The sequence below is a fragment of the Variovorax sp. 05T418 genome, from assembly GCF_056396385.1.
Genome location: NZ_JBFTLJ010000012.1, coordinates 118,606 through 142,979 on the forward strand (window position 1 = coordinate 118,606; position 24,374 = coordinate 142,979).

Here is a 24,374-nt window from a genome sequence, read left to right on the forward strand (position 1 = left end):
TTCCTCGAACGATGTTATTCCATTCTTCCCTACGCAAGGAGCTGTCGCGCAGCTTCGGAGCGACCCTCGTGGTCCTGGTCACCATCGTGATGACCATGATGCTCATCCGCACGCTCGGGCTCGCCTCCAAGGGCAGCGTGAACCCGTCCGAAGTGTTCCTCGTGATGGCGTACACGGTGCTCGGCTACATGCCGACCATCCTGAGCCTGAGCCTGTTCATCGCCATTGTCGGCACCTTGTCGCGCATGTACCGCGACAGCGAGATGGTGATCTGGTTTTCCAGCGGACGGGGCCTGGCCGATTTCGTCGAGCCGCTGTTCCGCTTCGCCTGGCCGGTGCTGGTGCTGATCGCGGTGATGGCGCTGCTGGGCTGGCCGTGGGCCAACTCGCAGACCATCGGCATGCGGGCGCAATATGAAGGGCGCAGCGACATCGAGCGGGTCACGCCGGGCGAATTCCGCGAATCGTCCGGGCGCATGCGGGTCTTCTTCATCGACAAGGACACGCCGGATGGCGCCACGGCCACCAACGTGTTCATCTGGGCGGTCGAGCGCGGCCTGCAGATCACGACCTCGGCGCGCAGCGGACGCATCGAGAACGTCGGCAACAACCGCTTCCTGATGCTGAGCAACGGGCAGCGGCTGGAGCGGCCGCTGCTGCCCACCGCGGGGCTCAAGATCAGCGAATTCGAGACCTATGGCACCCGGGCCGGCGGCACCTCCGACTTCTCCGCGGACAACACGCCGGCGCGCGCCAAGCCCACGCTCCAACTGCTGCGCGAGCCCGGCGACGCCAGCCACGGCGAGCTGGCCTGGCGCATCGGCATGCTGCTGGCGGCCATCAATTTCGTGCTGCTGGCGCTGACGGTGTCGAGCGTCAACCCGCGCGTGGGGCGAAGCGGCAACCTGCTGTTCGCGCTGTTCGCCTTCGTCGTCTACTACAACATGCTCAACCTGGGCCAGAGCTGGATCAGCTCCGGGCGCTTCAGCATGGGCTCGTTCATGCTGCTGCTGCACGGCGGCGTCCTGCTGATCGGCGTGGCATGGCTGCTCCTGCGCAACAACAACTGGGGCCGCAGGCGCAGGACCGAGCACGTCATGGCCGGCGGCCTGCCGCCTTCGCCGCCCTCGAAAATCGACCCGACCTCGTGAAAACAATCCGACGCCTGATCTATGTCGAGGCACTGAAGGCCGTGGCTTTCGTGACCCTCGGCTTCCTGAGCCTGTTCTTCTTCTTCGACTTCGTCGACGAGCTGCAGTCGATCGGCCGGCCCGAAAGCCTTGCCTACGGCCCTGCGCAGGCACTGATCTACGTGACCCTGCTGATTCCGAGCCACCTTTACGAACTGCTTCCGATCACGGTGCTGATCGGCTGCATCTTCGTGATGGCGCGCCTTGCGCAAAGCTCGGAATACACCATTCTTCGCACCAGCGGCCTGGGGCCGTGGCGCGCGCTGCGCACCCTGCTGCTGCTGGGCGTGGGCTTCGTCTTCCTGACCTTTGCCATCGGCGACTACATCGCACCGGCGTCCGAGCGCACCGGCCAGCTGCTCAAGTCGCGCTACCAGGGCTCCTACTCGCTGGTCGGCAACACGGGCGCATGGCTCAAGGAAAAGCGCGAGAACGTGTCCTATGCCGTCAACGTGCTGTCCATCGCGCGCGACGGTTCGCTCAAGAATGCGCGCATCTTCGAGTTCGACGCCAACGGCTATGTGCGCAAGCAGCTCGTCGCGTCCTCGGCACGCATCTTCGACGACCACTGGCAGCTGTCGGACGTCGAACTGCAGGACTACGAAACGCGCATCTCGGCAGAAAAGGCCCGCATCGTGACCACCAAGGTGCCGCAGCTCGACTGGCCGACCACGCTGACCAGCGAAATGGTGTCGGTGGCGCTGCTGCGGCCCGACCGAATGGGCACGCTGGACCTGTTCGACTACATCCGGCACCTGGAGGCCAACGGCCAGACCGCGCAGCGCTACGAGATCCAGTTCTGGCGCAAGGTCTTCTACCCGCTCTCATGCCTGGTGATGGTGGTGCTCGCCCTGCCCTTCGCCTACCTGCACTTCCGCCAGGCCGGCATCACCACCTACGTGTTCGGCGGCGTGATGATCGGCATCAGCTTCTTCCTGCTGAACAACGTCTTCGGCTATCTCGGCAACCTGAGCAACTGGTCGCCATGGCTGACGGCGGCGGCGCCCGGGCTCATCTATTCGGTGATGTCGCTGGCTGCCTTCAGCTGGCTGGTGCTTCGAAGGTAGCGAAAGATGGCCACGGGGAATGCAAGGGGCATCGTGCTGCTGGCCCATGGTTCGCGCGACGAACGCTGGCGCGAGCCCATCGAGGCGGTGGCCGCACGCGTGACGGCGCTCGACCCGCAGGCCCGCGTGGCCTGCGCCTACATGGAGCTTGCGGCGCCCGACCTGCGCACCGCGGCCGCGGCCCTGATTGCCAGCGGCGCCAGGAGACTTCGGGTGGTTCCGCTCTTCCTCGGCATGGGCAAGCATGCCCGCGAAGACCTGCCGCTGCAGGTGGATGCGCTGCGCCAGACCTGGCCGCAGGTCGACTTCCAGCTGGCCGGCATCGTTGGCGAAGAGCCCGAGCTGGTCGATCTGCTGGCCAGAATTGCAAGCAAATCTTGAACTTGCAGCAATTTCCATAGACTCCGAAGGCATAATGAATTCCGCAATAAGACGGAATTTGATATGAATCTGCACCAGTTCAAGTTTGTTCAGGAAGCCGTGCGGCGCAACCTGAACCTGACGGAGGCGGCGAAGGCGCTGCACACCTCGCAGCCGGGCGTGTCCAAGGCGATCATCGAGCTCGAGGAAGAGCTCGGCGTCGAGATCTTCGCGCGCCATGGCAAGCGCCTGAAGCGGGTCACCGAGCCGGGCCAGCACGTGATCGCGAGCATCGAATTGATCATGCGCGAAGTCGGCAACCTCAAGCGCATCGGCGAGCAGTTCAGCGCGCAGGACAGCGGCACGCTCTCGATCGCCACCACCCACACCCAGGCGCGCTACGTGCTGCCGGTGCCGGTGGCCAAGCTGCGCGAGGCCTACCCCAAGGTCAACGTGAGCCTGCACCAGGGCTCGCCCGACCAGGTGGCGCGCATGGTGATCGACGAGATCGCCGAAGTGGGCATTGCCACCGAGTCGCTCTCGGACTACACCGAGCTCGTGACCCTGCCCTGCTACGAATGGCAGCACGTGCTGGTGCTGCCCAAGGACCATCCGCTGGCGGCCAAGGAGCGCATCTCGCTCGAAGACCTGGCGCACGAGCCCATCATCACCTACCACCCGTCGTTCACCGGCCGCACGCGCATCGACCATGCCTTTGCGCAGAAGAAGCTCACGCCGCGCATCGCGCTCGAAGCGATCGACTCCGACGTGATCAAGACCTACGTGCGCCTGGGCCTTGGCGTGGGCATCGTGGCCGAGATGGCGGTGCGCGACGAATCGAACGCCGATCTCGTGGTGCGCCCCATGGGCCATGTGTTCGGCCAGAACATCGCGCGCGTGGCCTTCAAGCGCAGCGCCTACCTGCGCAACTTCGTCTTCAAGTTTGCCGAGCTGCTGTCCGACCGTCTCGACCGCAATCTGATTGCCAAGGCCCTGAGCGGCCACCAGCAAGACTACGAACTTTGATCCAGACCCCGATTCCGAATCCGATTCCGAGCACCACCATGAGCGCCCTTTCCTCCTCCCCCCGCACCCCGGAGATCGCCACCAAGCTGCCCGCCGTGGGCACCACCATCTTCACCGTGATGTCCGCGCTCGCGGCAGAGAAGAACGCGGTGAACCTCGGCCAGGGCTTCCCCGATTTCAACTGCGACCCGAAGCTGCTCGAAGACGTCACGGCCGCCATGGCCGCGGGCCACAACCAGTACCCGCCGATGCCCGGCATACCGGCATTGCGCGAGGCCATCGCGCGCAAGATCTCGGCGCTCTACGGCCACGACTACAGCGCCGCCGACGAGATCACCGTCACCGCCGGCGCCACGCAGGCGATCATCACCGCCATCCTTGCGGTGGTGCGCTCGGGCGACGAGGTGATCGTCCTGGAGCCCTGCTACGACAGCTACGTGCCCAACATCGAGCTGGCCGGCGGCCGCGTGGTGCGCGTGCCGCTGGTGCCCGGCACCTTCCGCCCCGACTTCGACAAGATCGCCGCGGCGATCACGCCGCGTACGCGGGCGATCATCGTCAACACGCCGCACAACCCGAGCGCCACGGTCTGGACCGCCGCCGAGATGCGCAAGCTCGAGGAACTGCTGGCACCGACCGACGTCCTCGTGATTGCCGACGAGGTCTACGAGCACATGGTCTACGACGGTGCGCAGCATGAAAGCGTGGCGCGCTTCCCGGGCCTGGCGGCGCGCAGCTTCATCGTGAGCAGCTTCGGCAAGACCTACCACGTCACCGGGTGGAAGGTCGGCTTCGTGGCCGCGCCCGCGCCGCTGATGGCCGAGTTCCGCAAGGTGCACCAGTTCAACGTGTTCACCGTCAACACGCCGATGCAGCATGCGCTCGCGCAGTACATGGCCGAGCCCGGGCCCTACCTCGAGCTGCCCGCCTTCTACCAGCGCAAGCGCGACCTGTTCGCGGCCGGCCTGGCCCAGAAGACCCGCTTCAGGCTGCTGCGCAGCGAGGGCAGCTATTTCCAGTGCGTCGACATCTCGGCGGTGAGCGACCTGTCCGAAGCCGAGTTCTGCCTGTGGCTCACGCGCGAGATCGGCGTGGCGGCGATTCCGCTGTCGGCCTTCTACGGCAACGGCTTCGACCAGCGCGTGGTCCGCTTCTGCTTCGCCAAGAAGGACGAGACGCTGCTCGCGGCCATGGATCGGCTCGCACGGCTTTGACCCGGCTCGCGCGGCTTGAATGCCGACGGCCCCGGTAGGAAAGCCCTGACCGCCGAAGAAGCGGCTATCCGGCGCGGGCCCGGTCTCCTGGCACCGAGCATGAATGCTCGTAACAACAAGGTCCAGGAGAAACGCATGTCCCTCTCGTTCATTCTGCTGATCATCCTGATATTGCTTCTGATCGGTGCGCTGCCGAGCTGGGGCTACAGCCGGAGCTGGGGCTACTGGCCCAGCGGCGGGCTGGGCCTGGTCGTGCTGATCGTCATCATCCTGGTGCTCATGGGCCGCATATGACGCTGCCCGGCCCTTCATGCACCTGAAAGGAGCCCGCGAGAAGCGGGCTTCTTTTTTGCCGGTCGCCGATCAGGCCTGCAGCTGGGCCCAGGCCTTGTCCAGCCGCTTGATGCTGACCGGCTGCGGCGTGCGCAGCTCCTGCGCGAAGAAGCTCACGCGCAGCTCCTCGAGCAGCCAGCGGAACTCCAGCATGCGCTCGTCCACCACGCCCTTGCGCTCGGCCACCAGCCGCCAGTAGCGCTGCTCCTGCGGCCGCAGCTCGGCCAGCTTGGCGGCATCGCGCGCGGGGTCGCTGCGCAGCTTGTCGAGCCGCAGCACGATGGCCTTGAGATAGCGCGCGAAATGCTGCAGCTGCGTCCACGGCGCGTCCGCGATGAAGCGCTTGCCGACCAGGCGCTGCAGCTGCTGCGCGGCGTCCTGCACGGCCTCGGGCTGGAGCTTGGTGTCCTTGATCTTGCGCGCGGCGGCCGCGTACTCGGCCAGGATGGCCGAGGCCAGCCGCGCCACCTCGTTGGCGATCAGCGTGAGCCGGCCGCGGCCCTCTTCGAGGCGGCGCTTGAAGGCGAACTCGTCGGTCGGCAGCGGCTCCTGCAGGAAGGCCCGGTCGATCGCCACGTCGATGATCTGCGCGCGCAGCTCCTCCGAGGTACCCAGCGGCATGTAGGCCACGGCCATCTTCTGCAGGTCGGGGATGTTCTTCTCGAGGTACTTGAGCGCATCCTTCAGCTGCAGCGCGAACAGGCGGCGCAGCCCGGCGCGGTGCTTGGCGGCCGCCACGGCGGGCTCGTCGAACACCTCGATGGTGACGGCATCGCCCTCGTCGCGCAGCGCCGGAAATCCGATCAGCGACTGCGATCCGCGCCGCACTTCCATCAGCTCGGGCAGTTCGCCGAAGCTCCAGTTGGTGTAGCGCTGGCCGGCAGGCAGGCTGGGCGCGGCGGGTGCCGGCGCAGCGGCGTTGCCCTTGGCCTGCCCGTGTCCCTCGGCTGCGTCGGCCGGCTTGCGGTCCGCCGACGCCTTGACGTTGAGGCCGGCCAGCGCCTGAAAAGCGCCGCGCGCCTGCGCGCCCAGCTCCGCCTTGAGCGCACCCAGGTTGCGCCCCATGCCAAGCTGGCGACCGTGCTCGTCCACGATGCGCAGGTTCATGAACAGATGCGGCGGCAGCATGTCGAGCTTGAAGTCGGCACGCTTGACGTCGATGCTCGTGGTGTCGCGCACGCGCTTGAGCAGCACATCGGTCAGCGAGCCGTGGCCGAACACTTCGGGCGCCGAAAGCTCTTCCGCCAGCCTGGCGGCCGACTCGGGCAGCGGCACCAGCCGCGAGCGCGGCCGCTGCGGCAGGCTCTTGAGCAGCGCCTGGATCTTGTCCTTGAGCATGCCGGTCACCAACCATTCGCAGCGCTCTTCGCTCACCTGGTTGAGCACGAAGAGCGGCACGCTGACCGTGAGGCCGTCCTTGGCGTCGCCAGGCGCGTGCAGGTAGCTTGCCGCGCAGTCGACGCCGCCCAGCCGCAGCGTGGGCGGAAAGGACTGCGTGGTGATGCCCGCGGCCTGGTGGCGCATCAGTTCCTCGCGCGTGAGGAAGAGCAGGCGCGGCTGCTCCCTGGAGGCATGGCGGTACCAGTTCTCGAAGCTGATGCCGCTGGCCACGTCGGCGGGCAGCTGCGCGTCGTAGAAGGCGAAGATCAGCTCGTCGTCGACCAGCACGTCCTGCCGGCGCGCCTTGTGCTCCAGCCCTTCGACCTCGCGCACCAGCTTGCGGTTGGCCGCGAGGAACGGAAACTTGCTCTCCCACTGCCCGCCGACCAGCGCTTCGCGGATGAAGATCTCGCGCGCCGCCACCGGGTCCACCTTCGTGAAGTCGACGCGGCGCCCGCTGTACACCACGAGGCCGTAGAGCGTTGCGCGCTCCAGCGCCGAAACCTGCGCGCCCTTCTTCTCCCAATGCGGATCGAGCAGCTGCTTCTTCAGCAGGTGGCCGGCCACCTGTTCGAGCCACTGCGGCTCGATGTTGGCAATGCCGCGGCCGAAGAGCCGCGTGGTCTCGACCAGCTCGGCCGCGACGATCCAGCGGCCGGGCTTCTTCTTCAGGTGCGCGCCCGGATGCTTGTAGAACTTGATGCCGCGCGCACCCAGGTAGGCCTCGTCGTCTTCCAGCTTCCAGCCGACGTTGCCAAGCAGGCCCGCGAGCATCGACAGGTGCAGCGGCTCGTAGCCGGCCGGCTCGGCGTTGATGCGCCACTTGTGCTCGGTGACCACCGTGAGCAGCTGCGAATGGATGTCGCGCCATTCGCGCACGCGGCGGATGTTGATGAAGTTCTGGCGCAGCAGCTGCTCGTACTGCCTGTTGCTGAGCTTGTGGGTGTCTCCATGGCCGCCGCGCGCATCGGCGATCCATTTCCACAGCCGCAGGTAGCCGCTGAACTCGCTCTTCTCGTCGTCGAACTTGGAATGCGCCTGGTCGGCCTGCTGCTGCGCGTCCATCGGCCGGTCGCGCACGTCCTGCACGCTGAGCGCCGACGCGATGACCAGCACCTCTTCGAGCGCGCCGCGCGTGCGGGCTTCAAGAATCATCCGGCCCACGCGCGGATCGAGCGGCAGCCTGGCGAGCTCGGCGCCCGTGGCCGTGAGTTCGTTGGCGTCGTCGACCGCGCCGAGCTCGTTGAGCAGCTGGTAGCCGTCGGCAATCGCGCGCGGCGAGGGCGCCTCGAGAAACGGAAAGCGCGCCACGTCGCCCAGCCGCAGCGACTTCATGCGCAGGATCACGCCCGCGAGAGACGAGCGCAGGATTTCCGGGTCGGTGAAGCGCGGCCGGCCTTCGAAATCCTTCTCGTCGTAGAGCCGGATGCAGATGCCGTTGGCCACGCGGCCGCAGCGGCCGGCGCGCTGGTTGGCCGCTGCCTGGCTGATCGGCTCGACCAGCAGCTGCTCGACCTTGCTGCGGAAGCTGTAGCGCTTCACGCGCGCCGTGCCGGTGTCGATCACGTAGCGGATTCCCGGCACGGTGAGCGAGGTTTCCGCCACGTTGGTGGCCAGCACGATGCGCCGGCCCGAATGGCTGTCGAAGATGCGGTCCTGCTCGGGGCCCGACAGCCGCGCGAACAGCGGCAGCACCTCGGCGTTGCGCAGCAGCGGCTGGTGGCTCAGGTGGCGGCGCAGGTGGTCGGCGGCCTCGCGGATCTCGCGCTCGCCGGGCAGGAAGACCAGGATGTCGCCGGCGTTGTGCGGATCGCGCCAGAGCTCGTCGACGCCGTCGGCAATGGCGTCGTTCAGGTCGTGCTCGCGCGACTCCTCGAAGGGCCGGTAGCGCTGCTCGACCGGGAAGGTGCGCCCGGACACCATGATCGTCGGCGCCGGGCCTTTTGCCGAGGCGAAATGCTGCGCGAAGCGTTCGGCGTCGATGGTGGCCGAGGTCACGATCACCTTCAGGTCGGGCCGGCGCGGAAGGATCTCGCGCAGGTAGCCGAGCAGGAAGTCGATGTTGAGCGAGCGCTCGTGCGCCTCGTCGATGATCAGCGTGTCGTAGGCCTTGAGCAGCGGATCGGTCTGCGTCTCGGCCAGCAGGATGCCGTCGGTCATGAGCTTGACCGACGCGTCGCGGCTCAGCCGGTCCTGGAAGCGCACCTTGAAGCCGACCACGTCGCCCAGCGGCGTCTTCAGCTCTTCGGCGATGCGCTTGGCCACCGAGCTGGCGGCAATGCGCCGCGGCTGCGTGTGGCCGATGAGCCGGCCCTGGCCCGGCGGCGCATTGAGCTTGCCGCGGCCGAGCGCCAGCGCGATCTTCGGCAACTGGGTGGTCTTGCCCGAGCCCGTTTCGCCGCAGACGATCACCACCTGGTGCGCCGCGATGGCGGCCATGATTTCATCGCGCCGGCCGGAGACCGGAAGCGATTCGGGAAAGTCGATGCGCAAGGGGGCGGAAGGTGTCGTGGTCGTCAAGGGAAAAAACTGTTCGGGAAGGCGCGGCAGGCAAACCGCACATTATCGGCGCGCGCCGAGGCTGTTGCACGCCTTGCGGCGCCGCCCGGGCGCTGCGGGCGATAGGCCGCCCCGCGCGAACCGCCCTCCAAGAATGCACAATCACGCTCCATGTCCACCGTTTTCAACTTCACCTTCGTGCCCTGGTTCCGCTCGGTCGCGCCCTACATCCACACGCACCGCGGCAAGACCTTCGTGGTCGCGCTGGCAGGCGAGGCGATCGCGGCGGGCAAGCTGCAGAACATTGCACAGGACCTGGCGCTGATCCAGAGCATGGGCGTCAAGATCGTGCTGGTGCACGGCTTCCGCCCGCAGGTCAACGAGCAGCTCGCGGCCAAGGGGCACGAGGCGCGCTACTCGCACGGCATCCGCATCACCGACGAGGTGGCGCTGGATTCGGCGCAGGAAGCCGCCGGCCAGCTGCGCTACGAGATCGAGGCCGCCTTCAGCCAGGGCCTGCCGAACACGCCGATGGCCGGATCGACGGTGCGCGTGATCTCGGGCAACTTCATCACCGCGCGCCCCGTCGGGGTGGTCGACGGCGTGGACTTCAAGCATTCGGGCCTGGTGCGCAAGGTCGACGCCGTGGGCATCCGCCGCACGCTCGACTTCGGCGCCATGGTGCTGATGTCGCCCTTCGGCTTCTCGCCCACGGGCGAGGCCTTCAACCTGACGATGGAAGAAGTCGCCACCAGCGTGGCCATCTCGATCCAGGCCGACAAGCTGATCTTCCTGACCGAGATCCCTGGCATCCGCATCGACAGCGAATTGCCCGAGAGCGAAGACAACCCCATCGACACCGAGCTGCCGCTCGCCGCCGCCGAGAAGCTGCTGGCCTCGCTGCCGCCGCCGCAAAAGCCCACCGACACCGCCTTCTACCTGCAGCACTGCGTGAAGGCCTGCAAGGGCGGCGTGGAGCGCAACCACATCCTGCCCTTTGCGCTGGACGGCGCGCTGCTGCTCGAGGTGTACGTGCACGACGGCGTCGGCACCATGGTGATCGACGAGAAGCTCGAGAGCCTGCGCGAAGCCACGGTCGACGACATCGGCGGCATCCTGCAGCTGATCGAGCCCTTCGAGCGCGACGGCACGCTGGTCAAGCGCGACCGCACCGAGATCGAGCGCGACGTGGGCCACTACACGGTCATCGAACACGACGGCGTGATCTTCGGCTGCGCGGCGCTCTACCCCTACCCCGAGGCCAAGACCGCCGAGATGGCCGCGCTGACCGTCTCGCCCCAGTCGCAGTCGCAGGGCGACGGCGAACGCATCCTCAAGCGCATCGAGCACCGCGCCAAGGCCATGGGCCTGGAAAGCATCTTCGTGCTCACCACGCGCACCATGCACTGGTTCCTCAAGCGCGGCTTCCAGCAGGTCAACCCCGACTGGCTGCCCGAAGCCCGCAAGCGCAAATACAACTGGGACCGCAAGAGCCAGGTGCTGGTCAAGAAAATCTGAAGCTGGAAGAAGGACGCCCGCCGCCATGACGCTCGCCACCGCCCTGCTGTTCACCCTGGTCGCCTTCACCGCCATTGCCACGCCCGGCCCCACGGTGCTGCTGGCGCTGAGCAACGGCTCCCGCCACGGCGTGCGCCGGGCGCTGCCGGGCATGCTCGGCGCGGTGCTGTCGGACTTCGTGCTGGTGGGCGCCGTCGCGCTTGGCCTGGGTGCGCTGCTCGCGGCGTCGGAGTTCTGGTTCTCGATGCTCAAGTGGGTGGGCGCCGCCTACCTGGCCTGGCTCGGGCTGCGCATGCTGCGCTCCAAGGGCGGCTTCAAGCTGCCGGATGCGGACGCCGCCGCCACGGTGACGGCGGGCGAGAGCCGGCGCATCTTCTTCAAGTCCTTCCTGGTGGCGGTGACCAATCCCAAGGGCTACATCTTCTGCTCGGCGCTCCTGCCGCAGTTCATCGATCCGGCGGCTGCGCAGGCGCCGCAGTACCTGATCATTGCCTTGATCTTCGCGGGCCTCGACACGCTGGTGATGCTGGCCTACGCCTTCGTCGGCGCCCGCGCGATCCGGGTGCTGACGGCATCGGCCACGCGCTGGATCGACCGCGCCTGCGGCGGCATGCTGCTGGCACTGGCGGGCTCGCTCGCCTTCTACCGGCGCAGCGCGGCCTGACGCCTGCCGGCCGTCATGGCTGCCAGTAGCCGCTTCGGCAGGAACGGTAACACCTGTCACCGATAATCCCGGGCATGAATCCCCTGCTTTCCCGGTTGCAACCCTATCCCTTCGAGCGGCTGAAGCAACTGTTCGCGGGCGTCACGCCCAACCCCGAGTTCCCGGCCATCAGCCTGGGCATCGGCGAACCCAAGCATGCCACGCCAGGCTTCATCAAGGACGCTTTGAGCGCCAGCCTCGGTGCGCTGGCCGCCTACCCCGCGACGGCGGGCGACCTGACCCTGCGCACCGCCTTCACCGACTGGCTGAAAACCCGCTACGGCCTCGCCCTCGACCCGGCCACGCAGGTGCTGCCTGTCAATGGTTCGCGGGAAGCCCTGTTCTCGCTGGCGCAGACCGTGGTCGACCCCGCCGCCTCGCCACAGCCGGTGGTGATGTCGCCCAATCCGTTCTATCAGATCTACGAGGGCGCGGCCCTGCTTTCGGGCGCCGAGCCGTACTACGTGGCCAGCGTGCCCGCGCGCAATTTCGCCGTGGCCTGGGACAGCGTGCCCGAGGCCGTCTGGGCCCGCACGCAGTTGGTGTTCGTCTGCTCGCCGGGCAACCCGACGGGTGCGGTGATGTCGCTGGACGAATGGAAAAGGCTCTTCGACCTGTCCGACCGCCACGGCTTCGTGATTGCCGCCGACGAGTGCTACAGCGAGATCTATTTCCGCGACGAGCCGCCGCTCAGCGGACTCGAGGCCTCGGCGAAGCTCGGGCGGCCCGATTTCCGGAACCTGATTGCGCTGACCTCGCTGTCCAAGCGCAGCAACGTGCCCGGCCTGCGCAGCGGCTTCGTGGCGGGCGACGCGGCCATCATCAAGAAGTTCCTGCTCTACCGCACCTACCACGGCAGCGCCATGAGCGGCGCCGTGGCCGCGGCCAGCATCGCGGCCTGGGGCGACGAGTCCCATGTGGTGGACAACCGCGCCCAGTACCGCGCCAAGTTCGCGGCCGTCACACCGCTGCTCGAACCCGTGCTCGACGTGCGCCTGCCCGACGCCAGTTTCTATCTCTGGGCCGGCATTCCCCAAGTGTGGGCTGGCGACGACGAAGCCTTCGCCCGCGCGCTCTACGCTCAATACAATGTGACGGTTCTGCCGGGGAGCTATCTGGCGCGAGAGACCGCCCACGGCGCCAACCCTGGCCGCGGCCGCATCCGCATGGCACTGGTCGCCGAAACAACCGAATGCGTGGAGGCCGCCCAGCGCATCGTCCGCTTCTGCAGGGACGCCCGCCGCTGATCCGCTTTTCCGCCCGCACCCATTTTTCACACGAGACTTTCTCCATGACCCAGCAACTGCAACAAATCATCGACGCCGCGTGGGAAGACCGCGCCAACATCTCGTCCAGCGCCGCCCCTGCCGAAGTGCGCGATGCCGTCGAGCACGTGATTTCCGAGCTCAACAACGGCAAGCTGCGCGTTGCCACGCGCGAAAGCGTGGGCCAGTGGACCGTGCACCAGTGGATCAAGAAGGCCGTGCTGCTGTCGTTCCGCCTGAAGGACAACGAGCAGATGCAGGCCGGCTCGCTGGGCTTCTACGACAAGGTGCCCACCAAGTTCTCGCACCTGTCGGCAAACGAGCTGAAGGAATCGGGCGTTCGCATCGTGCCGCCGGCCGTGGCCCGCCGCGGCAGCTACATCGCCAAGGGCGCGATCCTGATGCCTTCCTACGTGAACATCGGCGCCTACGTGGGCGAAGGCACCATGGTCGACACCTGGGCCACCGTGGGTTCCTGCGCGCAGATCGGTGCCAACGTGCACCTGTCGGGCGGCGTCGGCATCGGCGGCGTGCTCGAGCCGCTGCAGGCCGGCCCGACCATCATCGAGGACAACTGCTTCATCGGTGCGCGCTCCGAAGTGGTCGAGGGCGTGGTGATCGAGGAAAACTCGGTGCTCGGCATGGGTGTGTACATCGGCCAGAGCACGCCCATCTTCAACCGCGACACCGGAGAGACGTCCTTCGGCCGCGTGCCGTCCGGCAGCGTCGTGATCAGCGGCAACCTGCCCAAGAAGACCAAGTCGGGCCAGGAATACAGCACCTACGCGGCGATCATCGTCAAGACGGTCGATGCGCAAACGCGTTCCAAGACCAGCCTGAACGACCTGCTGCGCGACTGATCGAGAAAACAACAGCACCCGAGGAGAGCGACCGATGAACATGATGGAGCGGATTCTTCGTTTGATGGCCGAGCGCAAGGCCTCCGACATCTACCTCTCGGCGCACTCCCCGGTGCTGATCCGCCTCAACGGCACCTGCGTGCCGATCAACGCCCAGGTGCTGCCGGCCACCGCGCCGCTCGCGCTGCTGGCCGAGGTGGTGCCCGAAGCCCGCATCCAGGAGCTGGAGCGAACCGGCGAACTCAACATGGCCGTGATGCTCGAGGGCGCCGGCAACTACCGCATCAGCGCCATGCGCCAGCGCGGCAGCTATGCGGTGGTGGTGCGGCACATCGCCTCGACCATTCCGAGCTTTGCCGACCTGAACCTGCCTGACATCCTCAAGACGCTCATCATGGAAAAGCGCGGGCTGATCCTGATGGTGGGCGCGACCGGCGCCGGCAAGACCACCACGCTGGCCTCGATGCTCGACTACCGCAACGAGCACGCCACGGGCCACATCCTCACGGTGGAAGAACCCATCGAGTTCACCTATACCAACAAGAAGTCGCTGGTGAACCAGCGCGACGTGGGCAGCGACACCGAGTCGCTGCAGGTTGCGCTCAAGAATGCGCTGCGCCAGGCGCCCGACGTGATCCAGATCGGCGAGATCCGCGACCGCGAAACCATGACGGCCGCCATTGCCTATGCGCAGTCGGGCCACCTGTGCGTGGCCACGCTGCATGCCAACAACAGCTACCGCGCGCTCAACCGCATCCTGAGCTTCTTCCCGGTCGAAGTGCGCCCCACGCTGCTGGGCGACCTGGGCTCGGCGCTGCGCGCCATCGTGTCGCAGCGGCTGCTGCGCACGCCCACCGGCGGCCGCGTGCCGGCGCTCGAGGTCATGCTCAACACGGCCCTGGTGGCCGAGCTGATCGAAAAGGGCGACTTCTCCGCCGTCAAGGAAGCCATGGAGCAATCGATGGCCGAAGGCTCGCAGACCTTCGAGGAAGACATTGCCCGCCTCGTCACCGAAGAGCGCGTGACGCGAGAGGAAGGCCTGGCCCAGGCCGACTCGCCCACCAACCTAATGTGGCGGCTGCAGAACCGCGCCGCGCCCAAGCAGAAGACCGAAGACCGCAACCTGACGGACCAGGTCGACGAACCCACCTTCACTGACATCACGCTCGACGTGAAGTTCTGAACCCGGCCTTTCCCCGATGTCCCGTACCCTCCAGCTCGCCGAACAACTCATCTCGCGCCCCTCGGTCACCCCCGACGATGCGGGCTGCCAACAGATCCTCGGCGAACGGCTGGCACGGCTGGGCTTCACGCTCGAAACCATCGAAAGCGGCCCGGCCGATTTTCGCGTGACCAACCTGTGGGCGGTGCGCCGTCCGGCCGGCACCGCGCCGACGAAGACGCTGGTGTTCGCAGGCCACACCGACGTGGTGCCCACGGGGCCGGTCGAGCAGTGGACCAGCCATCCGTTCACGCCCACCCACCGCGGCGGCAAGCTCTATGGCCGCGGCGCATGCGACATGAAGACATCGGTCGCGGCCTTCGTGGTCTCCATCGAGGAATTCCTTGCGGCCACGCCCGATCCCAGGCTCACGCTCGCGCTCCTGCTCACCAGCGACGAGGAAGGCCCGGGCGTCGATGGCACGGTCATCGTCTGCAACGCGCTGGCCGCGCGTGGCGAAACCATCGACTACTGCATCGTCGGCGAACCCACGGCCGTCGAGCGCTGCGGCGACATGATCAAGAACGGCCGCCGCGGCACCATGAGCGGCAAGCTCACGGTCCATGGCGTGCAGGGCCACATCGCCTACCCGCACCTCGCGAAGAACCCGGTGCATGCCGTGGCGCCCGCACTGGCGGAGCTGGTGGCCATCAACGCCGCGGGCGGCTGGGACGCGGGCAATGCGTACTTCCAGCCCACCAGCTGGCAGATCAGCAACTTTCATGCGGGCACCGGCGCGAGCAACGTGATTCCGGGCAGTGCGGTCATCGACTTCAATTTCCGCTTCTCGACCGAATCGACGCCCGAGTCGCTGCAAAAGCGCGTGCATGCGGTGCTCGATGCGCACGGCGTGGACTGCACGCTGGCCTGGACCCTCGGCGGCCTGCCTTTTCTCACGACGCCGGGCGAACTCGTCAGCGCGGTGCAGGCGGCCATTGCCGACGAAACCGGCATCGCCACCGAGCTCTCGACCAGCGGCGGCACCAGCGATGCGCGCTTCATCGCCAAGATCTGCAAGCAGGTGGTCGAGCTCGGCCCGGTCAATGCCAGCATCCACAAGATCGACGAGCACATTGACGTGGCCGAGATCGAGACGCTGAAGAACATCTACAAGCGCACGCTGGAGCGCCTCGAAGCGTCGCTCATCCAATGAGCGCCGCGCCGGGCCGCCCCAAGCAAGCTCGCACCGCAGCGCGAAGCGCGGAGGTCATCCAATGAGCACTGTCATCGAGCTGATCGAGGCCGGCGCCAAGCGGCTGGAAGAGGCCGGGGTCGCCTTCGGCCACGGCACCGCCAACGCCTTCGACGAAGCCGCCTGGCTGGTGCTGTGGCGCCTGAAGCTGCCGCTGGACGACATCGACGCGGTGGCCGACAAGGCCGTCTCGCCGGCCGATGCCGGCAAGGTCGCGGCGCTGCTCGACGAACGCATCGCCACGCGCAAGCCCGCCGCCTATCTCACCAAGGAGGCGTGGCTGCAGGGCGTGCCCTTCTACGTGGACGAGCGCGCCATCGTGCCGCGCAGCTTCGTCGCCGAGCTGATCGCCGACGGCAGCATCGACTACTGGCTCGGCGAGCACACGCAGCGCGTGCTCGACCTGTGCACGGGCAACGGCAGCCTGGCAGTGCTCGCGGCCATGACCTATCCGGACATCACGGTCGATGCCGCCGACCTGTCGGCCGAGGCGCTCGAGGTGGCTGCCATCAACGTCACGCGGCACCAGCTCGATGCGCGCATCCGGCTGGTCGAATCCGACGGCCTCGCCAGCCTGCCCGGTCCCTACGACCTGGTGCTGTGCAACCCGCCCTACGTGAACAGCGCGAGCATGGCCGCCCTGCCCGCCGAATACCGCGCCGAGCCCGAACTGGCGCTGGCCGGCGGCGCCGACGGCATGGACTTCGTGCGCCAGCTGTTCGCCGACGCGCCTTCGCGCATGAGCGAAGAGGCCGTGCTGGTGCTGGAGATCGGCAACGAGCGCGAATACTTCGAGGCCGCCTTCCCGCAGCTCGAAGTCGTGTGGCTGGAAACCTCCGCGGGCGAGGACCAGGTCCTGCTCGCGACCCGAGCCGCGCTGCTGGCCGGCGCCGGCGTGCGTTAGCTGCGCCCGCCCGCTCCTTTTCCGCCGCTTTCCCGCAGCACGGCTGCGGCCCTCCTTTTTTGGGTGGTGTCCTCCCCATTTGCCCCTTCGCGCCAGGCCGCCACGGGCCGGGCGGGATAATCGCCCCTACGGTTCCTATTTCATGATTACTCTCAAAAACGTCATTCTTCGCCGCAGCGCCAAGGTTCTGCTCGACGGCGCCACCGTCACCATCAATCCCGGTGAGAAGGTCGGCCTCGTCGGACGCAACGGCGCCGGCAAGTCGACCCTGTTCGCGCTCTTCAACGGCTCGCTGCACGAGGACGGCGGCGACTTCTACGTGCCCAAGCAATGGCGCATGGCGCAGGTGGCGCAGGACATGCCCGAAACCGAGGAGTCGGCCACCGACTTCGTGGTGGGCGGCGACACCCGGCTGGCCGAACTGCGCGCCTCGCTGGCTGCCATCGAGGCCGCCTACGAAGCCAATCCCGACGACGCCGACATCGGCATGGAACTGGCCCACGCCTACACCGACCTGGCCGACGCCGGCGAGCACGACGCCGTGCCGCGTGCACAGGCGCTGGTGCTCGGGCTGGGCTTCAAGTCGCACGAGCTCGACGAGCCCGTCAACAGCTTCTCGGGCGGCTGGCGCATGCGCCTGCAGCTGGCCCGCGCGCTGATGTGCCCGAGCGACCTGCTGCTGCTCGACGAACCCACCAACCACCTGGACCTGGACGCGCTCGTCTGGCTCGAAGCCTGGCTGCAGAAGTACGCCGGCACCATGATCGTCATCAGCCACGACCGCGAGTTCCTCGACGCCGTGACCGACGTCACGCTGCACATCGCCAACGCCCAGCTCACGCGCTATGGCGGCAACTACAGCAAGTTCGAGGACATGCGCGCGCTGCAGATGGAGCAGCAGCAGGTGGCCTTCTCCAAGCAGCAGGACAAGATCGCCCACCTGCAGAAGTTCATCGACCGCTTCAAGGCCAAGGCCAGCAAGGCCAAGCAGGCGCAAAGCCGGGTCAAGGCGCTGGAGCGCATGGAAAAGGTCGCGCCGCTGCTGGCCGAGGCCGACTTCACCTTCGAGTTCAAGGAGCCGGGCAACATCCCCAACCCGATGCTCTCGATCAGCAACGCGAGCTTCGGCTATGAGATCGAGGGCGAAGAGCCCAAGACCATCCTGCGCGGCGTCAGCCGCTCGGTGCTCGCAGGCCAGCGCATCGGCATCCTGGGCGCCAACGGCCAGGGCAAGTCGACGCTGGTGAAGACCATTGCGCGCGAAATGGGCGCGCTGGCCGGCCAGGTCACCGAAGGCAAGGGCCTCAACATCGGCTACTTCGCGCAGCAGGAACTCGACGTGCTGCGCCCGCAGGACAACCCGCTCGAGCACATGGTGCGCATGGCGCGCGAACTGGGCAGCGCCGTCAAGGAAAGCACCGGCGAGCAGGCGCTGCGCGGCTTTCTTGGCAGCTTCAACTTCAGCGGCGACATGGTGAAGCAGCCTGTGGGCACCATGAGCGGCGGCGAGAAGGCGCGCCTGGTGCTCGCGATGATGGTCTGGCAGCGGCCCAACCTGCTGCTGCTGGACGAACCCACCAACCACCTGGACCTGGCCACCCGCGAGGCGCTGGCCGTGGCGCTCAACGAGTTCGAAGGCACGCTGATGCTGGTGAGCCACGACCGCGCGCTGCTGCGCTCGGTGTGCGACGAGTTCTGGCTCGTGGGCCGCGGCGTGGTCGCCGATTTCGACGGCGACCTCGACGACTACCAGCGCTACCTGCTCGACGAAGCCAAGCGGCTGCGCGAGGAAGCCAAGGTGGCCGTGCGCGAAGCCGCCAGCGCGGCCGCCCCGGCGCCCAGGCAGGACGCCCAGGACCGCCAGCAGCGCAGCGACCAAGCCAAGCCGATCAAGCGCGAGATCGCGCAGATCGACGAACGGCTGGTTGCGGCCGGCACCGAGCGCACCGCGCTCGAGGCGCGCCTGGCGCAGCCGTTGCCGCCAGCCGAGATTGCCGAGGCGGGCAAGCGGCTGAAAGCCCTCAACGACGAAATCGGCCGACTCGAAGAGCGCTGGCTGGCCCTGTCGGACCAGCTCGAGGCGCTCGCGGCCTGAGCTCTCTGCCAAGGAGACGCCCTGCATGCCGTCCGCCATCGAACTGGCCCGTGGTGACGAAAAGCTGATCGCGGCCATCCACCGCAGCCGCCGCCTGATCGGCCGCAAGGCGCTGATGGCCGCGGCCGCCAGCGCCGTGCCCCTGCCGGGCATCGACTGGGCGGCCGATGCGGCCCTGCTCTCGCGCCTGGTGCCGCAGATCAGCGCCGAGTTCGGCCTGTCCGTCACCCAGGTCGAAAAGCTCGCGCCGCACCAGCGCGAACGCATCCAGAAGGCCGCCACGACCGTTGGTGCGCTGCTGGTCGGCCGGCTCGTCACGCGCGACCTGCTGATCAAGCTCGCGCGGCACGCGGGCGTGAAGCTCACGGCCAAGCAGGCCGCCAAGTACGTGCCGATTGCCGGGCAGATCGTCTCCGCTGCGCTCGGCTACGCTGCCTTGCGCGCTCTCGGCGAGCAGCACATCAAGGATTGCGTGCGCGTGAGCGCGACGCTTTCTTTACCGCCTCCCGGACCGCACGCGCCCGCCTGAAGGCGCTGTCGTCGAACAGCGCGGTCCCGATCCACCCCGCGGCAACGAGGCCCGCGATCCCCAGGCCGGCCAGGCCATCGTCCTGCGAACGAAACCCATGGAAAAGAGCCGCGGCGGACAGCAGCGCCAACAGCACGCACAGCGCGCGGTCCAGCCACAGGCCCGGCGGCAGGAGCCTGCGCACAGCTCAGCTCAACAGGTGAATACGGGCTGAGCGCGGCGCCGCATCGCATGCGCGATGGCTTCGCTCTTCGCTTCGATTGGCTTGTTTGTGCTTCGGCCTCACGGCTTTGGGCGCCAGCACCAACTTGCGTGGTTTCATGGCAAATACTCCCTTTCAACTATTCTAGAGTCCAAAGTGAATATTCGCCTGCGCTTAAATCGGCGCCCATGGAGACTATTGCAGCGCGCGCATTGGCAGCGCGCAAATACGCCGGAATGACTCAGAAGCAAGCCGAAGCGGCTTCAGGCGTCAAGCAATCCAACATCTCGAAAATAGAACGCGGCGACACCGGCCGCTCGATGGCCCTGCTCGCGCTGGCACGCACCTACCGCGTCGACCCCAACTGGCTCGACACCGGCGATGGCCCCGCGCCATGGGACCCACCCCAGCCAGGCACGGCGCGCGACAACGCCAGCGAACCTCCGGGTGCCTACCGGGTCACGCGCACGCCGCCGTCGGGCCCCTCCTTCAATCCCGGCACGCCCGGCACCGTGCCCCTGATCGCGTGGACGCAGGTCGCCTCATGGAAGGGCGCCGCGCAAGGAACGATCCAGGCCGAGCGCTGGCTTCCCTGCGTTGCGCATCACAGCCCCGGCAACACCTACGCGCTGCGCGTGCGCGGCGACAGCATGACCGCACCGAGCGGCCACCTGAAGAGCTATCCCGCGGAGTCGATCATCTTCGTCGACACGCAGCGCACGACGCCCGAAGACGGCGAGCGCATCATCGCCAGGCTCGACGCGAGCAACGAAGTCACCTTCAAGGTCTTCAAGCAGGAAGACGGCCGCCGCTGGCTGCTGCCGCTGAATCCGAAGCACGAGCCGATCCGAAGCGCCTTCACGGTGCTCGGCACCGTGGTGGGCAAGTGGGAAGACGAGGACTGACCGAGCCTTGCATGGCGCGCGCGTTCAAGGCACGCGCCGAGGTCAGGTTGCGTGCAGGTTGGGGGAACATAGTGAAGGCTCTCCTGTGGCCTGCAATCCTCTGATCCTCCCTCCTCCAGCAGGCCATCTTCCAGCCCGCCCTCGCGCGGGCTGTTTTTTTGGCTGACGCGATCTGCGATCCGCGGGCAATAAAAAAGCCGCTCGGTGGAGCGGCTTCTTGGAGGGGTCTGGTAGGACGTACTGGATTCGAACCAGTGACCAACGGATTAAAAGTCCGCTGCTCTACCAACTGAGCTAACGTCCCGGAACCAATTTCTTCTTTTTCGGTTTTTCTTAACCGGTGTTGAATCCGGCAAAGCCAAAGATTATAGCGTGGCGTTGCTCGCAATCTTGTCGAGAACCCAACCTGCTGCACATTGGCCGAATGTCGCGGTCACGCTCACCACCGAACCATAGCCATGGCAGTTGAGCGAACCGTCGCCTTCTTCGATGGCGCAGGAGGCATCGGGCGGTGCGACGCTCTCGCGGCTGAAGACGCAGGCCACGCCGATCTTGCGGCCCTCGCGCGGAGCGCCATGCTCCTTGCGAAGGCGCTGGCGAAGCTGGGCCAGCAGCGGGTCGTGCGTGACGAGCGCGAGATCGTCGATGTCGACCTTGTGCGCCTGCCGCTTGCCGCCGGCCGCGCCCACGGTCACGAAAGCGCTGCGCGACGCGCGCGCCCACGCGGCCATCGCGAGCTTGGCCTTGACCTGGTCGCAGGCGTCTATCACGGCCGTCGCGGGCCCGTTGGCCGCCTGCGCCGCATCGAGCAATGCCATCCAGTTGCCCGGCTCGACGAACTCATCGAGCGCGAGCACCTGGCAGCCGGGATTGATCTGCGCAATGCGGTCGCGCATGGCCTCGACCTTGGCCTGACCCACGGTCGCATCGAGCGCGTGGATCTGCCGGTTGATGTTCGACTCCGAGACGTGGTCGAGATCGATCAGCGTGAGCCGCCCGACGCCGCTGCGCGCCAGCGCCTCGACCGCCCACGAGCCCACGCCGCCGATGCCGGCGACGAGCACGTGGGCGTTGCGGATGCGCGCGGCACCGGCCACGCCGTACAGCCGCTCGAGGCCGCCGAAGCGGCGCGCGAAGTCGGGCGCCGCGGTGTCGGTCACGACACCTGCGGCAGCGATCGACGCATCGGGAAGGATGGCTGCGCTCAAGCGGAGGGCTTCGCCGTTGCTAGCGCAGGCGCGAGAGACGCTCGCGGCCAGCCTGGGCGGCTTCGGATTGCGGATAGGCCTTGGTCAGGTCTTCCAGCGTGCGGCGCGCGGCGCGCGTGTCCTTCAGCTCGATCTGGCAGTTGGCGATCGACAGCACGGCCTCGGGAGCCTTGGCGTGGTCGGGCGCAAGCGACAGCATGGAGCGGAAGTTCGCGATGGCCTCGTTGTAGTTGCGCGTGGCGTACTGCGCATTGCCGAGCCAGAACAGCGCCGAGGCGTTGTAGCCGCTTTGCGGGTAGCGCTTGACGAATTCGGCAAACGCGGTTTGCGCCTGCGCGAACTGGCCCGCACGGAAGATGCCGAGCGCGGCGTCGAAGTCGGCCTTTTCCTTGGGATCGGCGGTGAACTCGCGGCCGTCGACCGAAACCTTCGTCGGCTCGTTCTGCTTGAGCCGGTCGTCGATGGTGGCCTGGCGCGACTGCATCTCGCTGACCGTGCGCTGCAGCTGCTCGTTCTGGCCGGTCATGCGCGCGAGATCGCCCCGCATCTGCTCGATCTGGTTCTGCAGGTCGAGCAGGCTGCGGCGCAGCTGGCCGTTTTCGTCGGTCAGCCGCTGGTCGGTCTGCTGGCGCATGGCCTCCACCCGCTGGCGCAGGTCGAGGATGGCGCGGCGTGCCTCGTCATCCTCGAACAACGCGGCCTGCGAGCCGGCCGAAACGCAAAGCAAGGCGGCAGCCAGCGCCGCGCCTCGCAACAGGGCGTGTTGCATCACCGGGTGTAGCGGATTTCAGCGCGGCGGTTCTGTGCCCAGGCTTCTTCGCCCGAGCCCTGGACCGCGGGCTTTTCCTTGCCGAAGCTCACGGCTTCGATCTGGGCGTCGCTCACGCCCAAGAGCGTCAGCGCGCGGCGGACGGCCTCGGAGCGCTTCTGGCCGAGTGCAAGGTTGTACTCGCGGCCGCCACGGTCGTCGGTGTGGCCTTCGATGGAAACGCGGCGCTGCGGGTTGGCCTTGAGGAAACGGGCGTGGCCGTCGATCAGGGACTGGAACTCGGGCTTGACCGTATAGCTGTCGTAGTCGAAATAGACGATCCGTTCGATACCGACCGGCCCTTGAGCGGTACCGGCATTGGGATCGATGGTGACGGGCGCCACGGCGCTCGCGCTGCCCTGCTGGCCGCCGGCGGTGCCGGAGCGGTCGGTCACCGGGGTGTCGTTGAGCTTGGTGCCCGACGAGCAGCCGGCAATCAGAGCCACGATGGCCAGCGAATAAATCGTACGTTTCAACATTGGGTACTCCTCAAATAAACCTTGGTCATTGCTTTTGAAACGGACCCCAGTCCGGTTCTCTTATGTCTCCGCCCTGTCCCGCCAGACGTGCCTTTATTTTTCCATCCAGCGTGGTCGTCATGAGCGCTTCGCGGCCTTGCAGGTGCGTTGCGTAGACGATCAGCTTGCTGTTGGGGGCAAAACTCGGGCTCTCGTCTGCCGAGGTGTCGGTGATGGCCGAGACATTGCCGGTGGCCAACTCCATCACATGGAGTTTGAAGGCGCCGCCAACGCGGGAGATGTAGGCCAACCACCGGCCATCGCCGCTGACAGAAGGAGAAATGTTGTAGGTGCCGCTGAAGGTGACGCGCGTCGGCGCGCCGCCGCTGGCGCTCATCTTGTAGATCTGCGGCGCACCGCCTCGGTCGCTCACGAAGTAGATCGTGCTGCCGTCGGCCGAGTAGACGGGCTCGGTGTCGATGCTGGCGCTCTGGGTCAGGCGGCGCGGCTCGCCGCCGCTCGCCGGGATCGTGTAGAGCTGGGAGCCGCCGTCGCGGCTGAGCGTGACGGCCAGCGAGCCGCCATCGGGCGCCCATGCCGGCGCGCTGTTGGAACCGCGGAAGTTGGCCAAGAGGCGGCGCTGCCCGCTCGCCACGTTGTGCACGTACACCACCGGCTTGCGCGACTCGAAGGACACGTACGCCAGCTGTTGCCCGTTGGACGACCAGACCGGCGAGATGATGGGTTCGGGGCTGGCGAGCGCGGCCTGCGCGTTCTCGCCGTCGGCATCCGCCACCCACAGCGAATAGCGGCTGCCGCCCTTGGTCACGTAGGCGATGCGGGTCGAGAAGATGCCCTTGTCGCCGGTCAGCTTTTCATAGACGTAGTCGGCAATGCGGTGCGAGGCGAGCCGAAGATCGCCTTGCGGCACGGTGTAGCTCTGGCCGCCGAGGTCCTGTCCGCGCACCACGTCCCACAGGCGGAAGCGCACGTCGAAGCGGCCGTCGGCCAGGCGCGTGACGCTGCCCACCACGAGCGAATCGGCCGTGCGCTGGCGCCACAGCGCGAGGTCGGGGCGCGAGGCTTCGTCCAGCGCCTGGCCCGAGGCATCGACGCCGCGGAACTGGCCGCTGCGCTCCAGGTCGGCCTGCACGATCTCGGAGATCTTCTGCGGCGAGGCGTCCTGCCCCTTGAAGGGAACCAGCGCAATGGGCAGCTGCGTGAGTCCGACGCCCGACACCTCGACCCGGAACTGGGCGAGCGCGGGCAGCATGGGAGTTGCAGCAAGAGCCGCAATCAAGGCGCGGCGTGCAAAAAACGATGAAGAAGGAGTTGGAATGGAAACTGGCAACGGCTTGTTCATGCGGTTCGGAGATGTTTCGGGTCAAAAAGTTCTACCCGGTGCGACGGGCCACATGTTACACACTGGTTCGATC

The 24,374-nt window shown here is 67.1% G+C and carries 21 protein-coding genes and 1 tRNA gene; 16 read left to right on the forward strand and 6 right to left on the reverse strand.

Features of this window, described 5'->3' with window-relative positions; genetic code table 11:
* Window positions 1-11 precede the first annotated feature (11 nt).
* The 6 genes from lptF (at window position 12) to AC1DMS_RS22935 (ending at window position 5,151) form a co-directional block, all read left to right on the forward strand.
* Window positions 12-1,151: an LPS export ABC transporter permease LptF gene (lptF, locus tag AC1DMS_RS22910; RefSeq protein WP_012747833.1), complete on the forward strand. Its 1,140-nt coding sequence runs from the start codon at window positions 12-14 to the stop codon at window positions 1,149-1,151.
* Window positions 1,148-2,257 (forward strand): LPS export ABC transporter permease LptG, encoded by a 1,110-nt coding sequence (lptG, locus tag AC1DMS_RS22915; protein WP_012747832.1) that lies wholly within the window; start codon window positions 1,148-1,150, stop codon window positions 2,255-2,257. The genes lptF and lptG overlap by 4 nt, the downstream gene beginning before the upstream one ends.
* Window positions 2,258-2,263: 6 nt before the next feature.
* Complete coding sequence (locus tag AC1DMS_RS22920; RefSeq protein ID WP_012747831.1) at window positions 2,264-2,638, forward strand: sirohydrochlorin chelatase; 375 nt, start codon at window positions 2,264-2,266, stop codon at window positions 2,636-2,638.
* A gap of 63 nt (window positions 2,639-2,701) precedes the next feature.
* Window positions 2,702-3,643, forward strand: a complete 942-nt coding sequence (locus AC1DMS_RS22925) for a CysB family HTH-type transcriptional regulator (protein WP_012747830.1) — start codon at window positions 2,702-2,704, stop codon at window positions 3,641-3,643.
* 38 nt (window positions 3,644-3,681) lie between these two features.
* Window positions 3,682-4,857: a pyridoxal phosphate-dependent aminotransferase gene (locus AC1DMS_RS22930; protein WP_012747829.1), complete on the forward strand. Its 1,176-nt coding sequence runs from the start codon at window positions 3,682-3,684 to the stop codon at window positions 4,855-4,857.
* Window positions 4,858-4,992: 135 nt separating this feature from the next.
* Window positions 4,993-5,151: a DUF3309 family protein gene (locus tag AC1DMS_RS22935; RefSeq protein ID WP_012747828.1), complete on the forward strand. Its 159-nt coding sequence runs from the start codon at window positions 4,993-4,995 to the stop codon at window positions 5,149-5,151.
* A 69-nt stretch (window positions 5,152-5,220) separates the two neighbouring features.
* Here the strand turns inward: AC1DMS_RS22935 and hrpA are convergent, their stop codons facing one another.
* Window positions 5,221-9,009 carry an ATP-dependent RNA helicase HrpA gene (gene hrpA, locus AC1DMS_RS22940; protein ID WP_230537837.1) on the reverse strand — a complete coding sequence of 1,263 codons (3,789 nt, stop codon included), beginning with the start codon at window positions 9,007-9,009 and terminating at the stop codon, window positions 5,221-5,223.
* Between the two features lie 231 nt (window positions 9,010-9,240).
* Here hrpA and argA point away from each other — a divergent pair, with 231 nt between their 5' ends.
* The 10 genes from argA to AC1DMS_RS22990 all read left to right on the forward strand — a co-directional run bounded on the left by argA (window position 9,241) and on the right by AC1DMS_RS22990 (window position 20,464).
* On the forward strand, window positions 9,241-10,587 hold the full coding sequence (argA, locus tag AC1DMS_RS22945; RefSeq protein WP_012747826.1) for an amino-acid N-acetyltransferase: 1,347 nt from the start codon (window positions 9,241-9,243) through the stop codon (window positions 10,585-10,587).
* A 25-nt stretch (window positions 10,588-10,612) separates the two neighbouring features.
* Entirely contained in the window at window positions 10,613-11,251 is a 639-nt protein-coding gene (locus tag AC1DMS_RS22950; protein WP_012747825.1) for a LysE family translocator, read from the forward strand.
* Between the two features lie 74 nt (window positions 11,252-11,325).
* The gene (dapC, locus tag AC1DMS_RS22955; protein ID WP_478181866.1) at window positions 11,326-12,537 is read left to right on the forward strand and encodes a succinyldiaminopimelate transaminase; all 1,212 of its coding nucleotides are present in this window, start codon (window positions 11,326-11,328) and stop codon (window positions 12,535-12,537) included.
* Between the two features lie 44 nt (window positions 12,538-12,581).
* Window positions 12,582-13,415: a 2,3,4,5-tetrahydropyridine-2,6-dicarboxylate N-succinyltransferase gene (gene dapD, locus AC1DMS_RS22960; protein ID WP_012747823.1), complete on the forward strand. Its 834-nt coding sequence runs from the start codon at window positions 12,582-12,584 to the stop codon at window positions 13,413-13,415.
* Window positions 13,416-13,449: 34 nt separating this feature from the next.
* Complete coding sequence (locus tag AC1DMS_RS22965) at window positions 13,450-14,598, forward strand: PilT/PilU family type 4a pilus ATPase (RefSeq protein WP_012747822.1); 1,149 nt, start codon at window positions 13,450-13,452, stop codon at window positions 14,596-14,598.
* A gap of 16 nt (window positions 14,599-14,614) precedes the next feature.
* A complete protein-coding gene (gene dapE / locus AC1DMS_RS22970; protein WP_478181867.1) occupies window positions 14,615-15,790 on the forward strand; it encodes a succinyl-diaminopimelate desuccinylase in 1,176 nt (391 codons plus the stop codon).
* A gap of 61 nt (window positions 15,791-15,851) precedes the next feature.
* Window positions 15,852-16,733 (forward strand): 50S ribosomal protein L3 N(5)-glutamine methyltransferase, encoded by an 882-nt coding sequence (gene prmB, locus AC1DMS_RS22975; protein ID WP_012747820.1) that lies wholly within the window; start codon window positions 15,852-15,854, stop codon window positions 16,731-16,733.
* A gap of 142 nt (window positions 16,734-16,875) precedes the next feature.
* Window positions 16,876-18,828 carry an ABC-F family ATP-binding cassette domain-containing protein gene (locus tag AC1DMS_RS22980; protein WP_012747819.1) on the forward strand — a complete coding sequence of 651 codons (1,953 nt, stop codon included), beginning with the start codon at window positions 16,876-16,878 and terminating at the stop codon, window positions 18,826-18,828.
* Between the two features lie 25 nt (window positions 18,829-18,853).
* Window positions 18,854-19,357, forward strand: a complete 504-nt coding sequence (locus AC1DMS_RS22985; protein ID WP_012747818.1) for a hypothetical protein — start codon at window positions 18,854-18,856, stop codon at window positions 19,355-19,357.
* A 390-nt stretch (window positions 19,358-19,747) separates the two neighbouring features.
* Entirely contained in the window at window positions 19,748-20,464 is a 717-nt protein-coding gene (locus AC1DMS_RS22990; RefSeq protein ID WP_026284060.1) for a helix-turn-helix domain-containing protein, read from the forward strand.
* Between the two features lie 228 nt (window positions 20,465-20,692).
* Here AC1DMS_RS22990 and AC1DMS_RS22995 read toward each other — a convergent pair.
* The 5 genes from AC1DMS_RS22995 to tolB form a co-directional block, all read right to left on the reverse strand.
* A tRNA-Lys gene (locus AC1DMS_RS22995) sits at window positions 20,693-20,768 on the reverse strand.
* A gap of 61 nt (window positions 20,769-20,829) precedes the next feature.
* Window positions 20,830-21,624 (reverse strand): tRNA threonylcarbamoyladenosine dehydratase, encoded by a 795-nt coding sequence (locus AC1DMS_RS23000; protein ID WP_012747802.1) that lies wholly within the window; start codon window positions 21,622-21,624, stop codon window positions 20,830-20,832.
* A 67-nt stretch (window positions 21,625-21,691) separates the two neighbouring features.
* Window positions 21,692-22,441, reverse strand: a complete 750-nt coding sequence (gene ybgF, locus AC1DMS_RS23005; protein ID WP_012747801.1) for a tol-pal system protein YbgF — start codon at window positions 22,439-22,441, stop codon at window positions 21,692-21,694.
* Window positions 22,441-22,959, reverse strand: coding sequence for a peptidoglycan-associated lipoprotein Pal (gene pal, locus AC1DMS_RS23010; protein WP_012747800.1), 519 nt, complete (start codon window positions 22,957-22,959; stop codon window positions 22,441-22,443). The genes ybgF and pal overlap by 1 nt, the downstream gene beginning before the upstream one ends.
* A gap of 25 nt (window positions 22,960-22,984) precedes the next feature.
* On the reverse strand, window positions 22,985-24,211 hold the full coding sequence (tolB, locus tag AC1DMS_RS23015; RefSeq protein WP_012747799.1) for a Tol-Pal system beta propeller repeat protein TolB: 1,227 nt from the start codon (window positions 24,209-24,211) through the stop codon (window positions 22,985-22,987).
* Between the last annotated feature and the right edge of the window lie 163 nt (window positions 24,212-24,374).

Excerpts from the sequence above, each read along its gene's own strand:
- AC1DMS_RS22930 (WP_012747829.1), top strand. The coding sequence starts at position 3,682 with ATGAGCGCCCTTTCCTCCTCCCCCCGCACCCCGGAGATCGCCACCAAG.
- AC1DMS_RS22990 (WP_026284060.1), top strand. The coding sequence starts at position 19,748 with ATGGAGACTATTGCAGCGCGCGCATTGGCAGCGCGCAAATACGCCGGA.
- AC1DMS_RS22925 (WP_012747830.1), top strand. The coding sequence starts at position 2,702 with ATGAATCTGCACCAGTTCAAGTTTGTTCAGGAAGCCGTGCGGCGCAAC.
- dapD (WP_012747823.1), top strand. The coding sequence starts at position 12,582 with ATGACCCAGCAACTGCAACAAATCATCGACGCCGCGTGGGAAGACCGC.
- AC1DMS_RS22935 (WP_012747828.1), top strand. The coding sequence starts at position 4,993 with ATGTCCCTCTCGTTCATTCTGCTGATCATCCTGATATTGCTTCTGATC.
- lptF (WP_012747833.1), top strand. The coding sequence starts at position 12 with ATGTTATTCCATTCTTCCCTACGCAAGGAGCTGTCGCGCAGCTTCGGA.
- pal (WP_012747800.1), bottom strand. The coding sequence starts at position 22,959 with ATGTTGAAACGTACGATTTATTCGCTGGCCATCGTGGCTCTGATTGCC.
- prmB (WP_012747820.1), top strand. The coding sequence starts at position 15,852 with ATGAGCACTGTCATCGAGCTGATCGAGGCCGGCGCCAAGCGGCTGGAA.
- ybgF (WP_012747801.1), bottom strand. The coding sequence starts at position 22,441 with ATGCAACACGCCCTGTTGCGAGGCGCGGCGCTGGCTGCCGCCTTGCTT.
- argA (WP_012747826.1), top strand. The coding sequence starts at position 9,241 with ATGTCCACCGTTTTCAACTTCACCTTCGTGCCCTGGTTCCGCTCGGTC.
- AC1DMS_RS22985 (WP_012747818.1), top strand. The coding sequence starts at position 18,854 with ATGCCGTCCGCCATCGAACTGGCCCGTGGTGACGAAAAGCTGATCGCG.
- dapE (WP_478181867.1), top strand. The coding sequence starts at position 14,615 with ATGTCCCGTACCCTCCAGCTCGCCGAACAACTCATCTCGCGCCCCTCG.
- AC1DMS_RS22980 (WP_012747819.1), top strand. The coding sequence starts at position 16,876 with ATGATTACTCTCAAAAACGTCATTCTTCGCCGCAGCGCCAAGGTTCTG.
- tolB (WP_012747799.1), bottom strand. The coding sequence starts at position 24,211 with ATGCTGCCCGCGCTCGCCCAGTTCCGGGTCGAGGTGTCGGGCGTCGGA.
- AC1DMS_RS22920 (WP_012747831.1), top strand. The coding sequence starts at position 2,264 with ATGGCCACGGGGAATGCAAGGGGCATCGTGCTGCTGGCCCATGGTTCG.
- dapC (WP_478181866.1), top strand. The coding sequence starts at position 11,326 with ATGAATCCCCTGCTTTCCCGGTTGCAACCCTATCCCTTCGAGCGGCTG.
- AC1DMS_RS22950 (WP_012747825.1), top strand. The coding sequence starts at position 10,613 with ATGACGCTCGCCACCGCCCTGCTGTTCACCCTGGTCGCCTTCACCGCC.
- AC1DMS_RS22965 (WP_012747822.1), top strand. The coding sequence starts at position 13,450 with ATGAACATGATGGAGCGGATTCTTCGTTTGATGGCCGAGCGCAAGGCC.
- hrpA (WP_230537837.1), bottom strand. The coding sequence starts at position 9,009 with ATGGCCGCCATCGCGGCGCACCAGGTGGTGATCGTCTGCGGCGAAACG.